Origin of the sequence: Pseudoalteromonas sp. 13-15 (assembly GCF_001468205.2) — a bacterium.
Taxonomy (GTDB): domain Bacteria; phylum Pseudomonadota; class Gammaproteobacteria; order Enterobacterales; family Alteromonadaceae; genus Pseudoalteromonas; species Pseudoalteromonas marina.
The window spans coordinates 1,064,021-1,083,985 of the sequence record NZ_CP019162.1; the positions used below are offsets into that span (position 1 = coordinate 1,064,021).

The following is a 19,965-nucleotide window of genomic DNA, read 5'->3' on the forward strand; positions in this document are numbered from 1 at the left end:
CTTGGAAGCTAACAATTTAATATCGACCCATTGGGTCGTTTTTCTACCGAGCCGCGGGTCATTTTTATCATTGTACCAGTTCTACCACACTAACTAACTTGTTGCTGCAGATAAACTTTTAATCATTATAGAGATTATGAAAAAGGTAAAAACGACCAAATGGGTCGTTTTCCTGAATATAGGAGAAACACATAGCAATTGGACACAAAATCAGTGTTGAAAAATAATTTTCTAATGACCGCTATTCGCTCATAGCTGCCTGTCAGATCAAGTCTAAACCTATTTGCTTATACTGTCAGATCAGATATGAGCTACTACACTTAATTACTAAATTAAACTATCTGTGTATTTTGATTCATAAAAAAAGCCCTTCAAATGAAGGGCTTTACTACACACAACAATCTATCTATTTAATTTAGCATAGTCTTACTTACACTTAAGCGTAGCTTCATCTGCTTTGTTTGGTACAAATTTTATATCTGATACCGACACAGAGGCTTTACCTGAGCTGTGCAAACTAAATGGACTTGTTAAACTCGCAAAGTTTACGCCTTTATCAGCAAAGCATTTAAGGTCAATAGATACTGACTGCCATTTACTAAGTAAACGACTATCTACAACGTTAGCTAGGTTAACACTTTCACCACATTCACCCGAGCACATTGCAAGTGAAAGCTCATTCCCAAGCGCTTGGTTAAGTTTTATGTCAAAACTAATTACGCCATTTGCTTCAACATAAGTAATAGTATCTTCAGCAAAGCTCGTTACTATTTCTGCGCTCGCTTTTTCACTCCCGTCAAAATTAAACTGACGAGCATCTTCTTGTACAACCTTATCTTCAGTTCGGTATTTTATAGCGCCAAACTCATGGGTACTGCTCGACACATCTAACAATTCATCACCCGATTTGAGCAATAAGCGCCATGGCGCAACCGGTGCTCCCACTAAAATATCCATACTCGTGAGTGAAGAATTATCTAATTGCGAATTTTCATCTAAATTATCCGCAAGTATATTTTTATCGCCATAGGTTAAACCAAAGCCATACGGTAATAACGGCGAGTAATCTTTATCTCCCTTATTAACCGTTGTTTGAACTGCCGTTTTAGGCCATGAAAAAGAAAGTTTGCCTTTAAAATCGTGGTTAACACTACCGTCGGCTGCTTTTAGTAGCACATCGGCAACACCACCGCCTTCAGTACCAGGTAACCATGCTGCTACAAATGCATCAGACGCATTAAGTTCACTGTTTACCCACATTGGGCGACCAGAAATAAATACAGAAACAACGTTTATTCCTTGCGCTTTTAATGATTTTAACAGCGCTAACGATTTTTTATTGCCGCGCTCAAATTCAAGGTTATCTCTGTCACCATGCCCCTCCGCGTAAGGTTCTTCACCAAATACAACAACCGCTACATCGGGTTTTTGCTCAAAAGAGCCATCATCACTGAGTGTAACTTTACCGCCTGCGGCAGTAACTTGCTCTTCTAAGCCTTTATAGATTGACGTGGCTCCTGGGAAGTCAGCATTTTTATTGTTAGTGCCCTGCCAAGTAATACTCCACCCACCAGACTGTTTACCGATATTATCGGCACCGTCACCGGTAATAAGTACATGTTGATTTGGCGAAAGCGGCAATAAGCCATTTTTATTTTTAAGAAGTACGAGTGACTCACGTACTGCTTGTCGTGCTACTTCACGGTGATCTTGTGCGCCAATTAATTCTGTTTTACCTGAATATAAACGGTTTGCTGGACTTGGCTTATCGAATAAACCCGCGCGTAGTTTTACACGCAATACACGTGCAACAGCATCGTCAATACGCGCCATGCTAATTTCGCCAGATTTAACTTGCGCTATGGTATTTTCATACAGTGGTTTCCAAGCGCCCGTTGGCACCATAAATATATCTAGCCCTGCATTAATAGCTTGTGGACAGCTTTCGTTGGTACAGCCCTTTATTTGTCCATGTCCATTCCAGTCACCAACAACAAACCCGTCAAAACCCATGCGTGTTTTTAATACATCGGTCAGTAAATATTTATTACCGTGATTTTTAACACCGTTCCAACTGTTAAACGACGCCATTACAGACTGACTACCCGCCGATAACCCACCTACATAACCTTGTGCATGAATATCAAATAACGATTGCTCACTATCGATATTATTACCTTGATCGTCACCATCAACAGTGCCGCCATCACCTAAAAAGTGTTTAACAGTACTAATTACACGTTTATCACTTAAAAAGTCTTCATCGGCCTTACCTTGTAAGCCATTTACAATAGCTGCTGAATACTCACGCACTATTGCAGGGTCTTCAGAGTAACCCTCATAGGTTCTACCCCAGCGATCGTCACGTACAACTGCAACGGTTGGCGCAAACACCCAATCAATACCTGTAGCCATAACTTCTACCGCGGTAACAGCTGCAATTTGTTCAATTAGTTCAGGATTATTAGCCGCACCCAAACCAATATTATGTGGAAATAATGTAGCACCAATCACATTATTATGACCATGTACTGCATCTGTTCCCCACATAGTAGGAATTTTGCTACCGTCTATTGAATCATCAACAGACGCTTGATACATTTTTTCAGCAAGGGCAACCCAATCTTGTGGTGTGGCATGTTTATCCCCATTAGGAAACGCCCCACCCCCGTTTAAGTAAGAACCAAAACCGTATTTACGCATATCTTCAACGGTAATATCGCGTATTTCAGGCTGAATCATTTGCGCTACTTTTTGCTCAAGTGTCATTGAGTTTAAATAACTCGCTATTTGCGCTTCTATTTCTGCATCTTTTTTAACCGCAATGTTGAGCTTGGGCCATATTTGTTCAGCACTAGCATGCGCTTTTGTAGTATCAGCTTGATTAGTATTGTCGTTTGAACAAGCTGTTAATGTTGTCACTGAGGCAACCAATGTTGCTAATGCAATTTTATTGAGCGTAAAACGTGTGTTCATTATAAAGTCTCCTTAGCTTGAACAGGTTTGCTGCCACTTAAGCCGTAAAATACGATGAATAGATAACATAAAATTGGTAAAGCATACGAAAGTTGAACCCCAACACTATCAGCAAGTGCACCTTGTAAAAGCGGCACAATTGCACCGCCTACAATTGCCAAACATAAAATGCCCGAACCTTGCGCTGTGTGCTTGCCTAAGCCATTTAGTGCAAGGCTAAAAATAGTAGGAAACATAATGGAGTTAAATAATCCAACTAATAATATTGACCACATTGCTAACTGACCAGATGTGCTCATGGCAATAACCACTAAAATAATAGCCATGGTTGCATTAAAACCAAGCACTTTACCGGCAGGAAGTTTTTGCATTACAGCCGCGCCAATAAAACGCCCAACCATTGCACCGCCAAAATAATATGTAATGTAATGAGCCGCGACATGTTCTTTTAATCCAGCAATATTTTCTTGCGCTAAAAAGCTAACTAAAAAACTACCAATCGCAACTTCCGCGCCCACATACATAAATATGCCTACCGCACCCAAAACAAGGTGGCGATACTGCCATGCACTCCCTTCAATGGTGTCTGATTTCTCGGCAGCTTCTTTTTGCTCGCTCATAATGTCTGGAAGCTTAAGCCATGCAAACACACCAGCTAATACAATTAGCATTGCAGCAAGCAGTAAGTAAGGAAGTTGAACTGATTCGGCATTTTGCGCCGGTGTTAAAAAAGCATCCGACGCTGAGCCTAGTATTAATAATGCACCAAATGACGGTGCAACCGTGGTACCAAGCGCATTAAATGCCTGTGTTAGTGTCAAACGAGAAGACGCTGTTTTTGCAGGACCTAATAAGCTTACGTATGGGTTTGCAGATACCTGTAATAAAGTAATTCCGCTTGCTAAAACAAACAGCGCAAACAAAAATACAGGATAGTTATGCATTTGTGCCGCTGGATAGAATAATACACAGCCAACTGCAGCAATTAGTAACCCGACAACAATGCCGTTTTTATAACCCAGCTTTTTCACAATAAGCCCGCTGGGTATAGACATTAAAAAGTAAGCACCAAAAAAACAAAACTGCACAAGCATAGCCTGCACGTATGTTAAATCGAATACCGCTTTTAAATGCGGGATTAGAATATCATTTAGGCAGGTAATAAAACCCCACATAAAAAATAGCGTTGTTAACGATGTAAGTGCAAATCCATAATTATTATCGCCTGTGTTTTGCGATTGTGTGTGTGTCGTTGTTGGTGCTGAACTAGCCATGTGCTCTCCGCAATTTATTATTATCGTTAACCTTCTCTGTATTGTTAATAAATTGGCGGCTAAGCCATGCTATTAAAGAGTTGACCTGAAGGTTAATTAACATTAATCTTAAAAATGTAAGCGCTTTCACGACTAATTAAATACGAACACGTAACATAATTCAACAATTTTTATTTTTTTATCAAGTCGAGAGTAAGCTACGAGGCAGTAAATATCGGCGCTAAAAATGCAATTTAGGTTTTAAAAGGTTTGTAACTAATGACTAAAATATCTTTACCAACTTGTTCACCTCTATTAACAAAAGAGTTTATTTATGGTGTAGCAACAGCGTCTTTCCAAATAGAAGGTGGCTCAACTCACCGTCTGCCGTGTATCTGGGATACCTTTTGTGATACTCCAGGTAAAATAGCTGATAACTCAAATGGGCATGTTGCATGCGATCATTACAATAATTGGAAACAAGACATAGATTTAATCGAATCATTAGGAGTAGATGCTTACAGACTTTCTATTTCTTGGCCTCGTGTTATTACAAAAAGTGGTGAGCTTAACCCTGAAGGCGTAAAGTTTTACACCGACATCTTAGATGAACTGAAAAAGCGCAATATCAAAGCGTTTGTCACGTTATACCACTGGGATTTACCTCAACACCTTGAAGACGAAGGGGGTTGGTTAAACCGAGAAACAGCTTATGCGTTTGCTCACTATGTTGATTTAATTACCTTTGCATTCGGTGACAGAGTCCATTCATACGCTACCTTAAATGAACCTTTTTGCAGTGCTTTTTTAGGTTACGAAATTGGCATTCATGCGCCAGGTAAAGTGGGTAAACAATACGGGCGCAAAGCCGCCCACCATTTGTTATTAGCACATGGGCTTGCCATGACCGTATTAAAGCAAAACTCACCGACGACTTTAAACGGTATCGTGCTTAATTTTACTCCCTGTTATAGCATCTCTGAAGACGCTGATGACATTGCTGCAACTGCTTTTGCAGATGACTACCTAAACCAGTGGTACATGAAACCCATCATGGATGGTACATACCCAGCAATTATTGAACAATTACCTTCAGCACATCTGCCAGATATTCACGATGGTGACATGGCTATTATTTCGCAATCAATTGATTATTTGGGTATTAACTTTTATACCCGTCAGTTTTATAAAGCGCATCCTACTGAAATATATGAGCCAATAGAGCCTACTGGCCCGCTAACCGATATGGGCTGGGAAATTTACCCTAAGTCGTTTACAGAGTTATTAGTCACACTCAACAATACCTATACCCTACCGCCTATTTTTATTACTGAAAATGGCGCAGCTATGCCCGACAGCTATAATAATGGTGAAATCAATGATGTAGATCGACTAGACTACTACAACAGTCACCTAAATGCCGTTCACAATGCAACAGAACAAGGCGTTAGAATAGACGGCTATTTTGCCTGGAGCCTAATGGATAACTTTGAATGGGCAGAAGGTTACTTAAAAAGATTTGGTATAGTTTATGTAGATTACAGCACACAGCAACGTACTATAAAAAATAGTGGCCTAGCCTATAAAGCATTAATCTCAAATAGATAAAAAAACGTATTTATTAACGCAACTAAAAAAACATAAAGCGAGATAAAGCAACCATGGTTAGTGTAAAAGAAAAAATAGCCTACGGATTAGGCGACACCGCCAGTAATATTATTTTCCAAACGGTAATGATGTTCCTAATGCTTTACTATACCGACGTGGTGGGCTTATCCCCCGCCGTTGTTGGTACTATGTTTTTAGCTGTTCGCATTTTTGACGCCGTAACCGACCCCCTAATGGGCAATCTAGCTGACAAAACATATACTCGCTGGGGACATTTTCGCCCTTATCTACTATGGCTTGCGCTCCCTTTTGCCATTATTAGTATTTTAGCGTTTACTACACCAGACTTAGAAGGCACTGACAAAATAATCTATGCCTTTAGCACCTATACCTTACTGATGGTTGCTTACACTGCTATTAATATACCTTATTGCGCACTCGGTGGTGTGTTAACCGCAGACGCAAAAGAACGTGTCACTATTCAATCGTACCGTTTTGTATTTGGGATGCTTGGTGGTGTTATTGTTGCTGGATGCACCATGCCAATGGTTGAATACTTTGGCCAGGGCGATAACGCTAAAGGTTACCAGCTAACCATGACCGCCATGAGTATTTTAGGCCTTGTGCTGTTTTTACTTTGCTTTTTAGGCACCAAAGAACGTATTCAACAACCCAAAGAACAAAACATCCCTTTTGCTAAAAGTATTCAAGCCCTAGTAAAAAACGATCAATGGCGTACCTTGTGTATTGCTGCATTTTTCTTGCTGACTGGCCAAGTACTTAGGCTAACTCTGGCGGTTTATTACGTCAAATACTACCTCGGCCGGGAAGATTTAATTACTCTATTTATGACCCTAGGTGTAGTTGCTAGTATGATAGGTTGCGCCGTTGCACAGCCTCTAGCTGCGCGTTTTTGCAAAATAAAGGCCTACATTAGCTTACAACTTATCGCTGCAACTATTTGTGGGTTTAGCTATTTTATTGGCAGTGAACAACTGGTTCTCGCGTTTGCTGCTTTTATTCTATGGAAATTCTTTTTAGATATGGCAACCCCACTCCTATGGGCAAAAATGGCTGACACCATTGATTATGGCCACAAGGTAACGGGTTTACGGATTACGGGCTTAGTTTACTCAGGTGTTATATTTTTTATTAAGATGGGTGTAGCTGTTGGTGGGGCTATTGCTGGTTGGTTATTATCATTTTACAGTTATCAGGCTGATGTGACGCAAACAATGAGTACTCAGCAGGGAATTTTACTATCGTTTACAGTACTACCCGCCCTAGGATCCCTTTTTGTAGCATACACAATGAAAAAATATACATTAACTAACCAGGTTGTTGAAAATATTCAATCAAAGCTAACCACAGTCAACAACACTAAGGTATGATTTAGCTGATTAAGTTAAGGGTGAAAGCGAGTCAATAAGTAACATGGCAACAATTTATCAAGTATCAGAGCTTGCAGGTGTATCGTTAGCTACCGTCTCTCGGGTAATGAACAAAAACACAAAAGTAAGTGATAAAACAACTAAAAAAGTACTCGATGCAATGCAAACATTGGGTTACAAACCTAACTCAATAGCCCAATCTTTAGCATCAAACTGCACTAACAGTGTGGGTATTTTAGTATCTGAATTACATGGTCCTTTCTTCGCCCAGATGATGGCGGGGATTGAGTCTGAGCTTAGGGCTGCCGGTAAACACGTTATTATTACAACCGGCCACAGTGAAGAAGATAAAGAAAAAGAAGGCATCGACTTTTTAATTAGCAGGCGCTGCGACGCCATAATTTTGCATGTTGAAGCAGTGACCGACGAATACCTGATATCGCTTAGTAGAGGCACAACGCCTGTTTATTTAATGAGCCGCTACGTCGAAGAACTCAAAGAGCACTGCATTAGCTTAGATAACAAACTAGGCGGTTATTTAGCAACTAAATCGGTGCTAGAACAAGGCCATACCGAAATTGCTTATATTGCAGGCCCTCAGTTTAAGGCCGATGCTGCAAACCGTTTAGCTGGCCATAAACAAGCCCTCGAAGAAGCCAATATAACGTTTGACCCATCGCTTTATTTTGAAGGTGATTTTAACGAAACCGGGGGAAGTTCAGCGCTTGAGCACCTCATTAATAGTAAGCTAAATTTTACCGCTCTTGTGTGCGCAAACGACGAGATGGCCTCAGGTGCGATGAAATATGCCCGAGAGCACGGCTATCACTTACCCAACGATTTATCGATAGTCGGATTTGATAACGTAATATTTGCAAACTACCTCTACCCAACACTAACAACGATTGATAATCCGGTAGCTAAAATGGGTGAAATGGCCGCAAAACTTGTTCTTAAAGACGTATACCAAACAAAAAATATTAAAATAAATCGTTTTTTTGAACCCACACTAATGCAGCGTGACTCTTCAGCGCCACTTAAATAAAAAAGCGGCTTATGCCGCTTTATTGTATTTCATTGCAACGTTTACCGTTACTTTGCAATCCAGGGAGTTACTTTTAATACATTACTAATTTCACCGAACGATTGGCTATCCTCTTCCCAATTATCGTCAACATCAAAATAACAAATCGATTCCTCACACGTCACGTTTTCATCATTAATGTTTATTGGATTTTTAAAGGTAACAGCCACGCCCTTTTGTTCAGGTAATAAAAACCACATTAATTTACTAACAAAAAAACCAGACAAACCAGTTAGCAATTCATCCAACTCATCATTAATGGTATATAACGCATGTTTTGAAAAGGCTAAATCGTCAAACTCGTTAGCTTCTATTTGTAGCTTTAACTGACAATCATGTTCAGGGTTTTGTGGCTCGATAACAATAACGGCTTTATCTGAATCAAGTTGTTTATCAAAAGGTAGCAACAGCTGCGCACTGTCCGTAAAGTTAAGTGGGTACTCGTTATTTTCTGTTAAAATAGTTCCGTTTTTTATTGCACATGCCTCGTTAGTTGCAATATCGCTTATATAAAAGTTAACGCGAGCATATTGAAAATCCCCTTTATTAACTACTTTTAAACGGTCATAAAAACCATCGTACGACATTACAAACTCTCTGGCATTGGCGCTAAATGCACTAAAGCCCAACAAAAAAAGTAAACTCGCGTAAAAACAACCTGTCATGTATTTATTCATCAAAGTAAGCTCTGTTTTGTCTGATCATCGTATTTAACTCCTCAATGTATGCCTCGCCTCGTTCAGAGTAAGACATCAAACCATGAGTTAGTTTGGTTGCTAATACTGGTTTTTTTTCACGGCGCAGGTTTTCACGTATGCCCCGTAACTCTTTATAAGCGCCATGAGTATTTATATTTCTAAAATAAGAGCTTACCGCAGCACGAACCGATTTAAATGCAGCGACTTCATGCGCTGCTCCAGTGTTACGACGTTTTGGCACCATGCCGCAGCCTTTTGAGTAACACCACTGACCAAAAAAATTCAAGCCAATTTGAGCAAATCGCGAGGTGCCCCAAGCCGACTCATTAGCAGCTTGCATTAACGCCATTTCTTTAGGAATAATATCAACACGACGTAAAGCCTGAGTTAGCACAAGTGTGTTAACCGTTTCAGGTAAACCATATTGTTTAAGGATTTTAACAATATCTTTATTTTGTTTTTCTTCAAGCGATAGGTTGTTTTCAAGCATCATGCGGGCTATTTCTAACTTGGCACGTTGTTGTAATATTTTTTTATTTTCAGCCTCAACATGGGGACGAATAAAATCAAAAAATGCGCGTTTTTTCTCTTTTACATCCGTAAATTCAGAAAACTTAGGCAACGTGACATTATGTAGCGGCTTTTCTTTTTTCTTCACTTTTTTAGGTTGTTCACTGGTGGTTTGATCTGCGCTCTCGGTTTCATCACTTTGCATAAACGGGTACGTAAGTGCCCATATAAAAAGGATGGATAACAAAAACTGAAAGATAATCTTAAGCATGTATCGTCTCATTCAAACAACTATTTATGCATGGTACCTACACACGCATACGAACTCTTATTATACCTAAGCCACTATATAAACGCGAATTACAAAAATATGTTCATTCGCAATTTATAAGTGCATGGGTATACTAAACACTAAACAGGTTTAATGGTGATTGAGCAGTATGGACAAAGTTTGGCAAAGTAGAATAATAGAGCAATATAAACACAGACCTAACGACAACCGATCTCCCTGGCAGGTTGACCGCTCAAGAATTATTCATGCTGCTGCATTTAGACGCTTACAAGCTAAGACACAAATTATGGGGATTGGCCTAAACGACTTTTATCGTACCCGCCTTACTCATTCGTTAGAGGTGTCACAAATTGGCACTGGTATTTTAAGGCACTTAAAGACACAACATAGTGATTTTAACCATTTTCCATCAACCGGTTTACTCGAAACACTCTGTTTGGCTCACGATATTGGCCACCCACCATTTGGCCACGGAGGTGAAATTGCCCTTAACTATATGATGCGAGACCATGGTGGCTTTGAAGGAAACGCTCAAACTTTACGAATAGTTGCTAAGCTAGAGCCCTACAGTAATGGTTATGGTATGAACCTTACACGCCGTACATTACTCGGGTTTATTAAATACCCAGCATTTATAAACGAGTTGTGGCACACCATACCTGATACTCATAACACACCTGCGTTTATCAAAGCCGATGATTGGCGCCCTGCAAAAGGGTTATACCAAGACGACGCACACATATTTGACTGGATTGTCGAACCATTAAGCCAAAACGACAGAACGTTATTAAATACTCACACAACAATAGATAAACACCGAGCTAAAACACTTTATAAATCCCTCGACAGCGCCATAATGGAACATGCCGACGATATAGCATACGCCGTGCACGATTTAGAAGACGCCATTGCAACACGTGTTTTAACATTAGATGACTGGCAAACGCACGCACTTCCGCACTTGCAAGCGCTTAATTTTGAGTGGCTGAATACCTTGCTTGAAACGTTAACATCTCGACTATTTTCAAAAAATGATTTTGAACGAAAAGACGCCATAGGTGAGCTGGTAAACACCTTCATTATTCACATTCATTTAGACATACAAAACGAAGCATTTGAATGCCCTATTTTAAAATACACTGCTAAGTTGCACCCAGAGTATGAAAATGTTCTACACATACTCAAGCACTTTGTATTTCAACGCTTAATTCGCGATCCTGAAATGCAACAGATTGAGTTTAAAGGGCAAAACCTACTCATTGAATTGTTTACAGCGTTTGCAAGCGATCCGCTTCGTTTGTTACCCGAAACAACGCAAGCGCAATATATTGAGGCTCAAAAACATAATCAAGGCATGCGCATTATTTGTGACTACTTAAGTGGTATGAGTGATGAATACGCATATAAAACCTATCAGCGGTTATTTTTGCCTGCGCAGTAGTCAATAAGCAGGTTTTTGACTCCAAAATACAGATAATAAAAAGCCGAGTAAATTTACTCGGCTTTTGTACTTTAAAACAAGGTAACGTTAACGCGTTTTATAGCTCTTTTACGCCCATGTTATATAGCGTAAAACCAAACATATCTGCGTATAAATCTATAACCTTGCTGGTTGGTGTGCCCGCACCATGACCCGCATTTGTTTCAATACGAATAAGTGTAGGGTTATTTCCAGCCTGCTTAGCTTGTAATTCAGCAGCAAATTTAAATGAATGAGATGGCACCACACGATCATCGTGATCACCGGTTGTTACCATAGTGGCAGGATATTCAACGCCCGCTTTAACGTTATGCAATGGCGAGTAAGCTTTTATATATTCAAACATTTCTTTACTTTGCTCACTAGTACCGTAGTCGTATGCCCAACCAGCGCCCGCTGTAAATGTATGGTAACGCAGCATATCAAGTACGCCTACCGCTGGTAATGCAACTTGAAATAAGTCAGGTCGCTGCGTCATCACAGCACCTACTAATAAACCACCATTTGAACCACCGCGCAGTGCTAAACGCTTTTTAGAGGTGTACTTTTTATCTTTTAAGTACTCTGCCGCGGCAATAAAGTCGTCAAACACGTTTTGTTTTTGCATTTTTGTACCAGCGTTATGCCAGTCTTTACCGTATTCACCGCCACCACGAATATTAGCAACGGCATACACCCCACCTTGCTCAAGCCAAAGCGCATTAATAGGGCTAAAGCGTGGTGTTAAACTTGCGTTAAAACCACCGTAACCGTATAAAATGGTTGGGTTTGAACCGTCTAATTTTATACCCGTTTTATAAGTGATGATCATCGGCACTTTTGTACCGTCTTTTGAGGTATAAAAAACTTGCTCAGAGGTGTAATCATTACTGTTGAAATCGATTGCCGATTCACGATAAACCTTTGACTCGCCTGAGCTTACATCAAACGAAAAAGTAGTCCCCGGAGTTTTATAGTTAGTAAACGAGTAATAAAGCGTTGATTGATCTTTTTTACCACGAAAACCACGTGCACTCCCTACGCCGGGTAAGTTAATTTCACGTATTAACTCACCTTGCTTATTATATTGTTTAACATGCGAAATGGCATCAACCATGTAATTAGCAAAAAAAGTATCTCCGCCTTTACTTAGGCTAAGAACGTTATCGGTTTCTGATATAAAGTCGACCCAATTTTCAGGCGCTGGGTTATTTGCATTTACCGTGACCACTTTTTTATTGGGTGCGTTTAAGTTTGTAACTAAGTAAAGCTTTTCGCCGTCGTTATCAATTACAGAAGTATCTGAATCTGAGTTACCAACAACGGTAACAAAATCACTATTTTCTTTACTTAAGTCTTTTATAAAAAGTTTGTTTCCAGACGTTGAAACACTGGCAGAAATTAGCAAGTACTTGCCATCATCTGTCACATCGGCGCCAACGTAACGATGCTTTTGCGCCTCGCTGTCGCCAAATACAACACGATCGTCATCCTGCGATGTACCCAAAGCATGATAATACACTTTATGTTGATCTGTTTTAGCCGATAGTTCACTGCCTTTTGGTTTATCGTAGCTTGAGTAATAAAATCCTTCGTTGCCTAACCAATCAATACCACTAAATTTCACATCAACTAAAGCTTGCTCTACTTGCTCTTTAGTGTGTGTATCAATAACAATAATTTCACGCCAATCACTGCCCCCCTCCGAAACTTGATACGCTAATAAACTACCATCTTTAGAAAACGATAAACCCGACATAGACGTTGTACCGTCGTCGCTAAATTTATTAGGATCTAAAAATACCTCTGGCGCTTCATCGCCTTTGCTGCGGTATAAAACATATTGATTTTGTAAGCCATCGTTTTTATAAAAGTAGGTGTAACCGCCCTCTTCAAATGGCGCACCTATTTTTTCGTAATTCATCAGTTTTTCAAGGCGCTCTTTGAGCTTGTTTCTGTAAGGGATTTGTTCTAAGTATGAAAAAGTAGCCGTATTTTGCGCTTTTACCCAATCAGCAGTCTCTGCACTCATATCGTCTTCTAACCAACGATAAGGATCGGCAACGTTTTCTCCAAAATAGGTATCAACTACATCACCTTTTTTGGTTTCGGGATACACGACTGAGTTAACTTGATTCATAGATGATTTTACTTCTTTTTGATCTGATGTATTGGTTGGCTCTGAACAGCCACTGAGTGCCAATAATACAGCACATGCAAGAGTACGTTTGAGTAACATAATGTGTGTTCTTTTTATTGATTAAGTAGTAATAATAACTTATGAGTTTTTTAAGCTTATGTCTATTAAGATGCGTTAAGTGCCATTTATCGCTGTAAACAAGTGTAAACTTACGCTTTAATAGTAAAAACATACAATAAAAATAAAGCGTGATTTATGGAAAAACAAGAACCCACTTTCAACAGTTTTAAAGCTTTTTACCCTTATTATTTAAAGGAGCATCGCAACGTAACCTGCAGGCGCTTGCATTTTATAGGTAGCCTATTAGTACTTATGGTTATTATTACCGCATTATTAAGTCAAAAATATGCGTTATTGTGGCTGCTACCCGTTATTGGCTATGGCTTTGCGTGGGTTGGGCATTTCTTTTTTGAAAAAAACCGACCAGCTACGTTTAAACACCCATTTTATAGTTTGTGGGGAGACTGGGTTATGTTTAAAGATATATTAACCGGAAAAATAAAATTTTAATAAATTAATAAAGTTACTCGCACCAAAAAGCCACCTGAATTAGGTGGCTTTTTGGTGCAAGTAGCGTGGGTATTTAACGCTATACCACTTTAGTTAACCATCCATGCTTGTCTTCGCTTTTACCCCATTGAATGTCGTTCAATGCTTGGCGCAGACGTGCCGTTGTTGGCCCAGGCTCTCCTGTGCCTACTTTATATTCTTTATCGTTATGAATAAACGTTCCCACTGCCGTTAATACCGCAGCAGTACCTGAAAGCGCAGCTTCTGTGCCTGGTTTTGCAGCACGCTCTAAAAGTTCAGTCACTGTAAAATTACGTTCGCTCACAGTCATGCCTAAATCTTTAGCAATCGTTAAAATACTATTACGCGTTACGCCGTGTAAAAAGGTGGAGTCGAGCGCTTTGGTTATAATTTCGTTGCCATCAATTAAAATAAAGTTTGCAGCGCCCGTTTCTTGTACATCACCACCTGGGCAAAATAATATTTGATCTGCTTGATACTGTTTACGTGCAGCGCTAATTGGGCCAAGTGCACTGGCGTAGTTACCGCCGCTTTTAACCATGCCCATATGCGGTGCACAGCGCATACCATCTTCTTCAAGTAACACACGTAATGCCGTAGCACCACCAGCAAAATAATCACCTACTGGCGAAAGTAAAGTGTACAACAATGAGCTCATTGAAGGGGCTGCCGCTTTACCAATTGCCGCTTCTGTGCCTATATGTGTTGGGCGAATATACATAGAGCCAGGCGGTAATGGGGTTTCATCGGCATATTGGCGAACAATATCAATAATCATCGTTTTAAGCATATCGCCATCAAAACTTGGCAAGCTTAAAAGTGCAGAGCTTTGCTGCATACGTGCTATGTTTGCATCCATTCTAAAAATATAAACAGACCCATCTTCATGACGAAATGCTTTTAAGCCCTCAAAACAGGTGCTTGAATAATGAAGAACGTGTGCACCAGCATGAAACTCAAGCTTATCGCATGGAACAACTGAGGTTTCGCTCCACTGATTATCTGAAAAACGAGCTTGAATCATCTGTGGCATAAACACAGTACCAAATGCGGCCATTTTTTATCTCTCTTGTGTGGTCTATTTTTCTCCATTGTATGACAATCACGCATCAATTAACCATAGCTAAAGTAACGGATTTTTAATTAACAATAAGAAAAAACCAAACGCACTGTATATTTATTAAGCACAACAGCAAAAAACCGGCATATGCGCTTACACATGCCGGTTTATGTTTTAGCTTTTTAAGGCGCTTAATGCACCCTATCACTATTTAAATGAGTATCTAATAATTCGCTTTAACACCGAGCCGTATTGTTTAAAAAATCCGCCAGTGTGGTAATCAATCCCGTGCTTTTGCATAACTGCCTGCACCTGAGGCGCCACCTCTTGATATCGCGACGACGGCATATCAGGAAATAAGTGGTGCTCAATCTGGCAGCTCAAATGGCCCGTTAAAATATGAAACCAGTTTGCCCCTTTAATATTAGACGAGCCCAATACTTGACGATAATACCACTGGCCTTGGGTTTCGTTTACGCAGTCTTGTTCTTTAAATGTTTCGGTTTCTTCGGTAAAGTGGCCACAAAATATAATTGTCGATGTCCATAAGTTACGAAGCAAATTTGCCACTAAATTACCCGCTAACACCCATAAAAACAGTGGACCTGCAAGTAATGGGAAGATCACATAATCTTTAATTAACTGGCGAGCGCCTTTACTAAAAAAACGCTGCTTTAAAGTAGCATGCGATACACCCCCTTCACGATTTTCTTTCTTTTTACCTATAAAAACACGCTCTGCTGCCAGCTCATGGTATGACACACCCCACTGAAACAAGACACTTAAATTTATATAAGTAAAAAACTGCCACACATTTTTAAGACGCCACTTAAAATCATCACTCAAACGTAACAACCCGTAGCCAAAATCACGGTCTTTTCCAATAATGTTAGTGTATGTGTGGTGCTCAAAATTGTGAACCCGATGCCAGCTTTGGCCGTCGCAAGCTATGTCCCATTCGTATTGCTGAGAGTTAAGCTGTTTGTCGTTCATCCAATCGTATTGACCATGCATAACATTGTGGCCAATTTCCATATTATCGAGAATTTTAGCCAAAGCCAGTAACAAAACACCGGCAACCCAAAGTAAAGGCTGAATAAACCCAAGCATTAATAATATTCGCCCACTCCACTCACATAGTCTTTGCTTTCGAACGACAGAGCGAATGTAGTCAGCATCTTTTTGTCCTACTTTAGCAAGCGTATTCATTTTTATAGTATCTAAATCGCTTGCAAGCTGATCAAAGTTTATGTTTATCATAATTGTAACTCCAAATCACTCACCGGTTGGCTTATACAAAGTTGGATTAATTGCTCACCGTTGTCTGACATTTCACCTGTTTTTAAATTACGTACTATTCCCGACTTTTTAATACATTGGCACTGATGGCAAATACCAATTCCGCAGCCACGCTTTACCGGTAATTTTTTAACTTCAAACTGGCTAAGAAGTACATCATTTCCTTCAACTATATGAGCTTGGCTGTTCACCTTTACAGTAAACTGATCTTCATTGTTTACTTTGGGTAACGCCAAACCAAATGCTTCTTGGTAATAATTAAGATCATGTATTTGAGCAAACGCTTCTACCGTTTGCATAAACCCTAGCGGCCCACAGCAATATATATCTGGATTGTCCCAATGTTTAATATTGCTAGTAATGTCGCTCGACTGCTCACGAGTTAATAATAAAAATGAAAAATGACTAAATTGTGTGGCTAATTCACGCAACTCATCAACACATTGATGTTCGCCCGATTTTGCGTAATACACTAAATTTATTGCTTTGGTTGTTTGCGCTAAATAATCGTCAAGCATTGCTAGCATCGGCGTTATACCAGACCCACCAGCTATTAATGTGGCGGGAGCATGTGTATTTTTAAATACAAACTCACCCGTTGCAGCAGATATGTTGCACCATGTTCCCGCTTTTGCTTTGTTATTTAATAAACCGGTAAATCGTCCTTGTTCGCTTGTTTTAATTAACAAACGTATAAATCCCGTTTCGTTGAAATATTTAACGCTTGAAGCAACTGTAAAAACGCGCGTTAATAATCGTCCATTCATTTCAATGGTCAAACTAACATGCTGCCCTGCGGTATGTGCGGGCCATTGTTTGCTCGGTTTTAGCTGCAAACTCAAAAATTCACCATTTAATGAGTCTGAACTCATTAGTTGCGCTCTAAATTGCCCTGCACGCCAAGCAGGTTTAAACACTTGCATTATTGGCTCTATGTAGCCTGCAAACGTTTGATGGTGTAAAAACCACGTTGAAAATTGGTTTAATGCCTGCGTAAACATTGTAATAAAATCTCTATATTGGTTTATTGCTCAATGGTTTGCACGAACTGGGTGTTAGCACAAATCAGAACCCTAACTATTTGAGCATACAAGTGTACGCTCAAACTTCAGCGCACAAGTGTACGCTGAAAATTCAAGTTTTCAACCCTAATAGAGTGTTTATTCCATTATTTTTGTTAAAAACTACGAACAAAAAACAAACTAAACTCAATTTATAAACGTATTTCAAAACTAAATAAAATATAAAAAATACTTTACTGAGTGAGCTAACTATTTCTAATACTGTGTGAGTGATATATGTAACTAGCTAAAATTAAAGAATTTTCACTTATCGCAACGCTTAGCAAATTTTTACAGCTCGTGCTAACGTAAACCTAATTTGATTAATTTTGGAAAATAACATGCTCAATATAAAATCAAAAAAATATACACATTCTTTTAAGGGTGCCGTGCTAACAGCCGCTTTATTGACGCTGCCTACAATGTCAGTAAATGCAGTTGATTTTAAAAAGCTGCCGAGTTTGCCGCTTAATGTAAAAGCAGTAGACGTTGCAGAAGGTGTAAGTATTCCTTGGGCAATCGAAGCACTATCAAATGGTGATTTATTAATTACGGAGCGAAGTGGAAAACTATTTTTATTACGTAAAAACACCTCAACGCTTATTCAAGTAAAAGGATTGCACGATATAGATGCTAACGGCCAAGGCGGTTTACTTGATTTAGCACTGCATACCGATAATAAAAATAGTCAATGGCTTTACCTTACTTACTCAAGCGCTGAAGGCAAAGGCAGTGGTAGTAACACTGCATTAATGCGCGCAAAATTAAGTGAAGATCATACTCAGCTATTAGAGCCACACGTTTTATACAAAGGTGAGCATAACAGTACAAAAGGTCAGCACTACGGCAGTCGTATTGTGTTTGATAAACAAGGTTATGTTTATTTTTCGATCGGGGATCGTGGCTCGCGCGACCTAAACCCTCAAGATCTTAGCCGTGATGGGGGCAAAATTTATCGTCTTCATTTAGATGGTCGTATTCCAACAGATAATCCCTTTGTAAAACAAACCGACGCTAAACACGCTGTTTGGTCATACGGACATCGAAACCCGCAAGGTATGTGGTTTGACGCTGAAAATAATCGTCTTTGGGCTCATGAGCATGGCCCCCGAGGCGGCGACGAACTTAATTTAATAAAATCAGGATTAAACTACGGATGGCCGGTAGTTAGCTATGGCGTAAATTATAGCGGCACGTCATTTACAGACCTGCAAACAAAAGACGGCATGCAATCGCCAACATCACAATGGACGCCATCTATAGCACCATCAGATATGCTATTCGTCACCAGCGACAAATACCCTAAATTAAAAGGTAAAGTGCTGTTATCGTCTATGAAGTTTTCGTTTTTAAGCGCACTTACATTTGAAAACGATACACTAAAAAGCCAAGAAAAAATATTAGAGGGCATTGGCCGCGTAAGAAGCTTAGCGCAAGGGGATGATGGCTACATTTACTTAGGACTAGATGGCCAAGGTATTAAACGCCTAGAGCCTGAGCTATAAAACCGTTTAGTAAGCGCAGCATGGTAAATAATTCACTTACCTTATTTTAATTTAACAAGGTAAGTGCCTTACTACCAAAAGAACTTTTTAGCTGTTTGTAGCGTATGGTAGTGCTAGCACTTTTATAAAATTAAGCGAGTCCTATGTTTTCGATATTCAAATCAGACCCTACAAAAAAGTTACGTAAAGAGTACGACGCCAAATTAGAGCAAGGCATGCAAGCTCAGCGTAAAGGCGACATTAAAAGCTACGCCATGTTAAGCGAAGAAGCCGAAAAAATCTGGAGTGAAATAGAAGCGCTTGAGACTAAAAAAGCCAAGTGAATTCGTATTAAACGTGTCTACCCGTTTCAAAAGCAGGTAGGCGCGTTTAGCAATTATTCATCACCTCCTTTTTACAGCTACCACCGGTAAAAAATCTACCTTTATAATAGTCTTACACGAACAATTGTATTTAAAGTAGTTACTTATATTACCGTTGCCATTTTTTAGAGGTGGTAAAATGGTTTAAAAAAGCTTTTGCTTTTCATTTTAAATTTTTAATTACTGCATTTACTAAAGTGAGGACACTTTCCCCTTTTCTGCCTGTTGTTAATTAACAGCCCGACTTAAAGTTTAATACTCGCAATGTGTTACAGGATTTGTTATTAATATTAAAAATAAATAAGAGGACATACATTGCTCATAAAAAGAGGAAAGTGTCCTCTGATAAAGTCGTTATGCATAGAAAGGACTCGGCTTGGTAAATATTGAAAGTACAGCAACGATTATCTCAACGCTTATTGTTTTAATTCTGTTTATGTTTTTTGGTATCAATTTGGGTATGGTTGTTTTAGAAAGAAAAATATCTACTGCCAACGGGCAAACGTTTGTATCAGGTTTGGTCAAAATGTTAAACAAAATAGAGAACCCTAACAGCTACAAGCAAACCAGGATTTACTTGGTCGGTAGTGTTGTTTCTCTGTTAGCATTTATGGCTCTTTTAGAGTTTGGCTATGCTTAACAATCAAATGTTGGGGACACAAACACGCGGGCTGCT

General features: G+C 39.5%; 16 protein-coding genes. 8 read left to right on the forward strand and 8 right to left on the reverse strand.

Annotation, left to right across the window (positions count from 1 at the left end; all coding sequences use genetic code 11):
- Window positions 1-426 precede the first annotated feature (426 nt).
- Complete coding sequence (locus ATS72_RS04960; protein ID WP_058429035.1) at window positions 427-2,976, reverse strand: glycoside hydrolase family 3 protein; 2,550 nt, start codon at window positions 2,974-2,976, stop codon at window positions 427-429.
- Window positions 2,976-4,250 (reverse strand): sugar MFS transporter, encoded by a 1,275-nt coding sequence (locus ATS72_RS04965; RefSeq protein WP_006792235.1) that lies wholly within the window; start codon window positions 4,248-4,250, stop codon window positions 2,976-2,978. Before ATS72_RS04965 ends, ATS72_RS04960 begins: the two co-directional genes overlap by 1 nt.
- A gap of 258 nt (window positions 4,251-4,508) precedes the next feature.
- Here ATS72_RS04965 and ATS72_RS04970 point away from each other — a divergent pair, with 258 nt between their 5' ends.
- Genes ATS72_RS04970 through ATS72_RS04980 form a run of 3 tightly spaced genes read left to right on the forward strand, consistent with a single transcriptional unit; the run spans window position 4,509 to window position 8,273 of the window.
- Entirely contained in the window at window positions 4,509-5,837 is a 1,329-nt protein-coding gene (locus ATS72_RS04970; RefSeq protein ID WP_058429036.1) for a GH1 family beta-glucosidase, read from the forward strand.
- Between the two features lie 53 nt (window positions 5,838-5,890).
- Window positions 5,891-7,228: a glycoside-pentoside-hexuronide (GPH):cation symporter gene (locus tag ATS72_RS04975; RefSeq protein ID WP_058429037.1), complete on the forward strand. Its 1,338-nt coding sequence runs from the start codon at window positions 5,891-5,893 to the stop codon at window positions 7,226-7,228.
- Between the two features lie 43 nt (window positions 7,229-7,271).
- Window positions 7,272-8,273, forward strand: coding sequence for a LacI family DNA-binding transcriptional regulator (locus ATS72_RS04980; protein ID WP_039036827.1), 1,002 nt, complete (start codon window positions 7,272-7,274; stop codon window positions 8,271-8,273).
- A gap of 47 nt (window positions 8,274-8,320) precedes the next feature.
- Here ATS72_RS04980 and ATS72_RS04985 read toward each other — a convergent pair whose 3' ends face one another.
- On the reverse strand, window positions 8,321-8,989 hold the full coding sequence (locus ATS72_RS04985) for a DUF2987 domain-containing protein (protein WP_058429038.1): 669 nt from the start codon (window positions 8,987-8,989) through the stop codon (window positions 8,321-8,323).
- Complete coding sequence (locus ATS72_RS04990; RefSeq protein WP_058429039.1) at window positions 8,982-9,791, reverse strand: glucosaminidase domain-containing protein; 810 nt, start codon at window positions 9,789-9,791, stop codon at window positions 8,982-8,984. Before ATS72_RS04990 ends, ATS72_RS04985 begins: the two co-directional genes overlap by 8 nt.
- Before the next feature lie 169 nt (window positions 9,792-9,960).
- Here ATS72_RS04990 and ATS72_RS04995 point away from each other — a divergent pair, with 169 nt between their 5' ends.
- A complete protein-coding gene (locus ATS72_RS04995) occupies window positions 9,961-11,253 on the forward strand; it encodes an anti-phage deoxyguanosine triphosphatase (RefSeq protein WP_058429040.1) in 1,293 nt (430 codons plus the stop codon).
- A gap of 97 nt (window positions 11,254-11,350) precedes the next feature.
- Here ATS72_RS04995 and ATS72_RS05000 read toward each other — a convergent pair whose 3' ends face one another.
- Window positions 11,351-13,510, reverse strand: coding sequence for a prolyl oligopeptidase family serine peptidase (locus ATS72_RS05000; RefSeq protein ID WP_058429041.1), 2,160 nt, complete (start codon window positions 13,508-13,510; stop codon window positions 11,351-11,353).
- A 156-nt stretch (window positions 13,511-13,666) separates the two neighbouring features.
- Here ATS72_RS05000 and ATS72_RS05005 point away from each other — a divergent pair, with 156 nt between their 5' ends.
- On the forward strand, window positions 13,667-13,981 hold the full coding sequence (locus ATS72_RS05005; protein WP_006792243.1) for a DUF962 domain-containing protein: 315 nt from the start codon (window positions 13,667-13,669) through the stop codon (window positions 13,979-13,981).
- A 79-nt stretch (window positions 13,982-14,060) separates the two neighbouring features.
- Here ATS72_RS05005 and ATS72_RS05010 read toward each other — a convergent pair whose 3' ends face one another.
- The 3 genes from ATS72_RS05010 to ATS72_RS05020 all read right to left on the reverse strand — a co-directional run bounded on the left by ATS72_RS05010 (window position 14,061) and on the right by ATS72_RS05020 (window position 17,362).
- Window positions 14,061-15,059 (reverse strand): branched-chain amino acid aminotransferase, encoded by a 999-nt coding sequence (locus ATS72_RS05010; protein ID WP_058429042.1) that lies wholly within the window; start codon window positions 15,057-15,059, stop codon window positions 14,061-14,063.
- Window positions 15,060-15,269: 210 nt separating this feature from the next.
- On the reverse strand, window positions 15,270-16,322 hold the full coding sequence (locus tag ATS72_RS05015; RefSeq protein WP_058429043.1) for a fatty acid desaturase family protein: 1,053 nt from the start codon (window positions 16,320-16,322) through the stop codon (window positions 15,270-15,272).
- The gene (locus ATS72_RS05020; protein ID WP_058429044.1) at window positions 16,319-17,362 is read right to left on the reverse strand and encodes a ferredoxin reductase; all 1,044 of its coding nucleotides are present in this window, start codon (window positions 17,360-17,362) and stop codon (window positions 16,319-16,321) included. Before ATS72_RS05020 ends, ATS72_RS05015 begins: the two co-directional genes overlap by 4 nt.
- 401 nt (window positions 17,363-17,763) lie before the next feature.
- Between ATS72_RS05020 and ATS72_RS05025 the strand changes: the two genes are divergently transcribed.
- From ATS72_RS05025 to ATS72_RS05035, 3 genes are all read left to right on the forward strand, one after another.
- Window positions 17,764-18,927 carry a PQQ-dependent sugar dehydrogenase gene (locus ATS72_RS05025; RefSeq protein ID WP_058429045.1) on the forward strand — a complete coding sequence of 388 codons (1,164 nt, stop codon included), beginning with the start codon at window positions 17,764-17,766 and terminating at the stop codon, window positions 18,925-18,927.
- Window positions 18,928-19,070: 143 nt separating this feature from the next.
- On the forward strand, window positions 19,071-19,250 hold the full coding sequence (locus ATS72_RS05030) for a DUF6435 family protein (protein WP_058429046.1): 180 nt from the start codon (window positions 19,071-19,073) through the stop codon (window positions 19,248-19,250).
- A gap of 415 nt (window positions 19,251-19,665) precedes the next feature.
- A complete protein-coding gene (locus ATS72_RS05035) occupies window positions 19,666-19,929 on the forward strand; it encodes a hypothetical protein (RefSeq protein ID WP_058429047.1) in 264 nt (87 codons plus the stop codon).
- Window positions 19,930-19,965 lie beyond the last annotated feature (36 nt).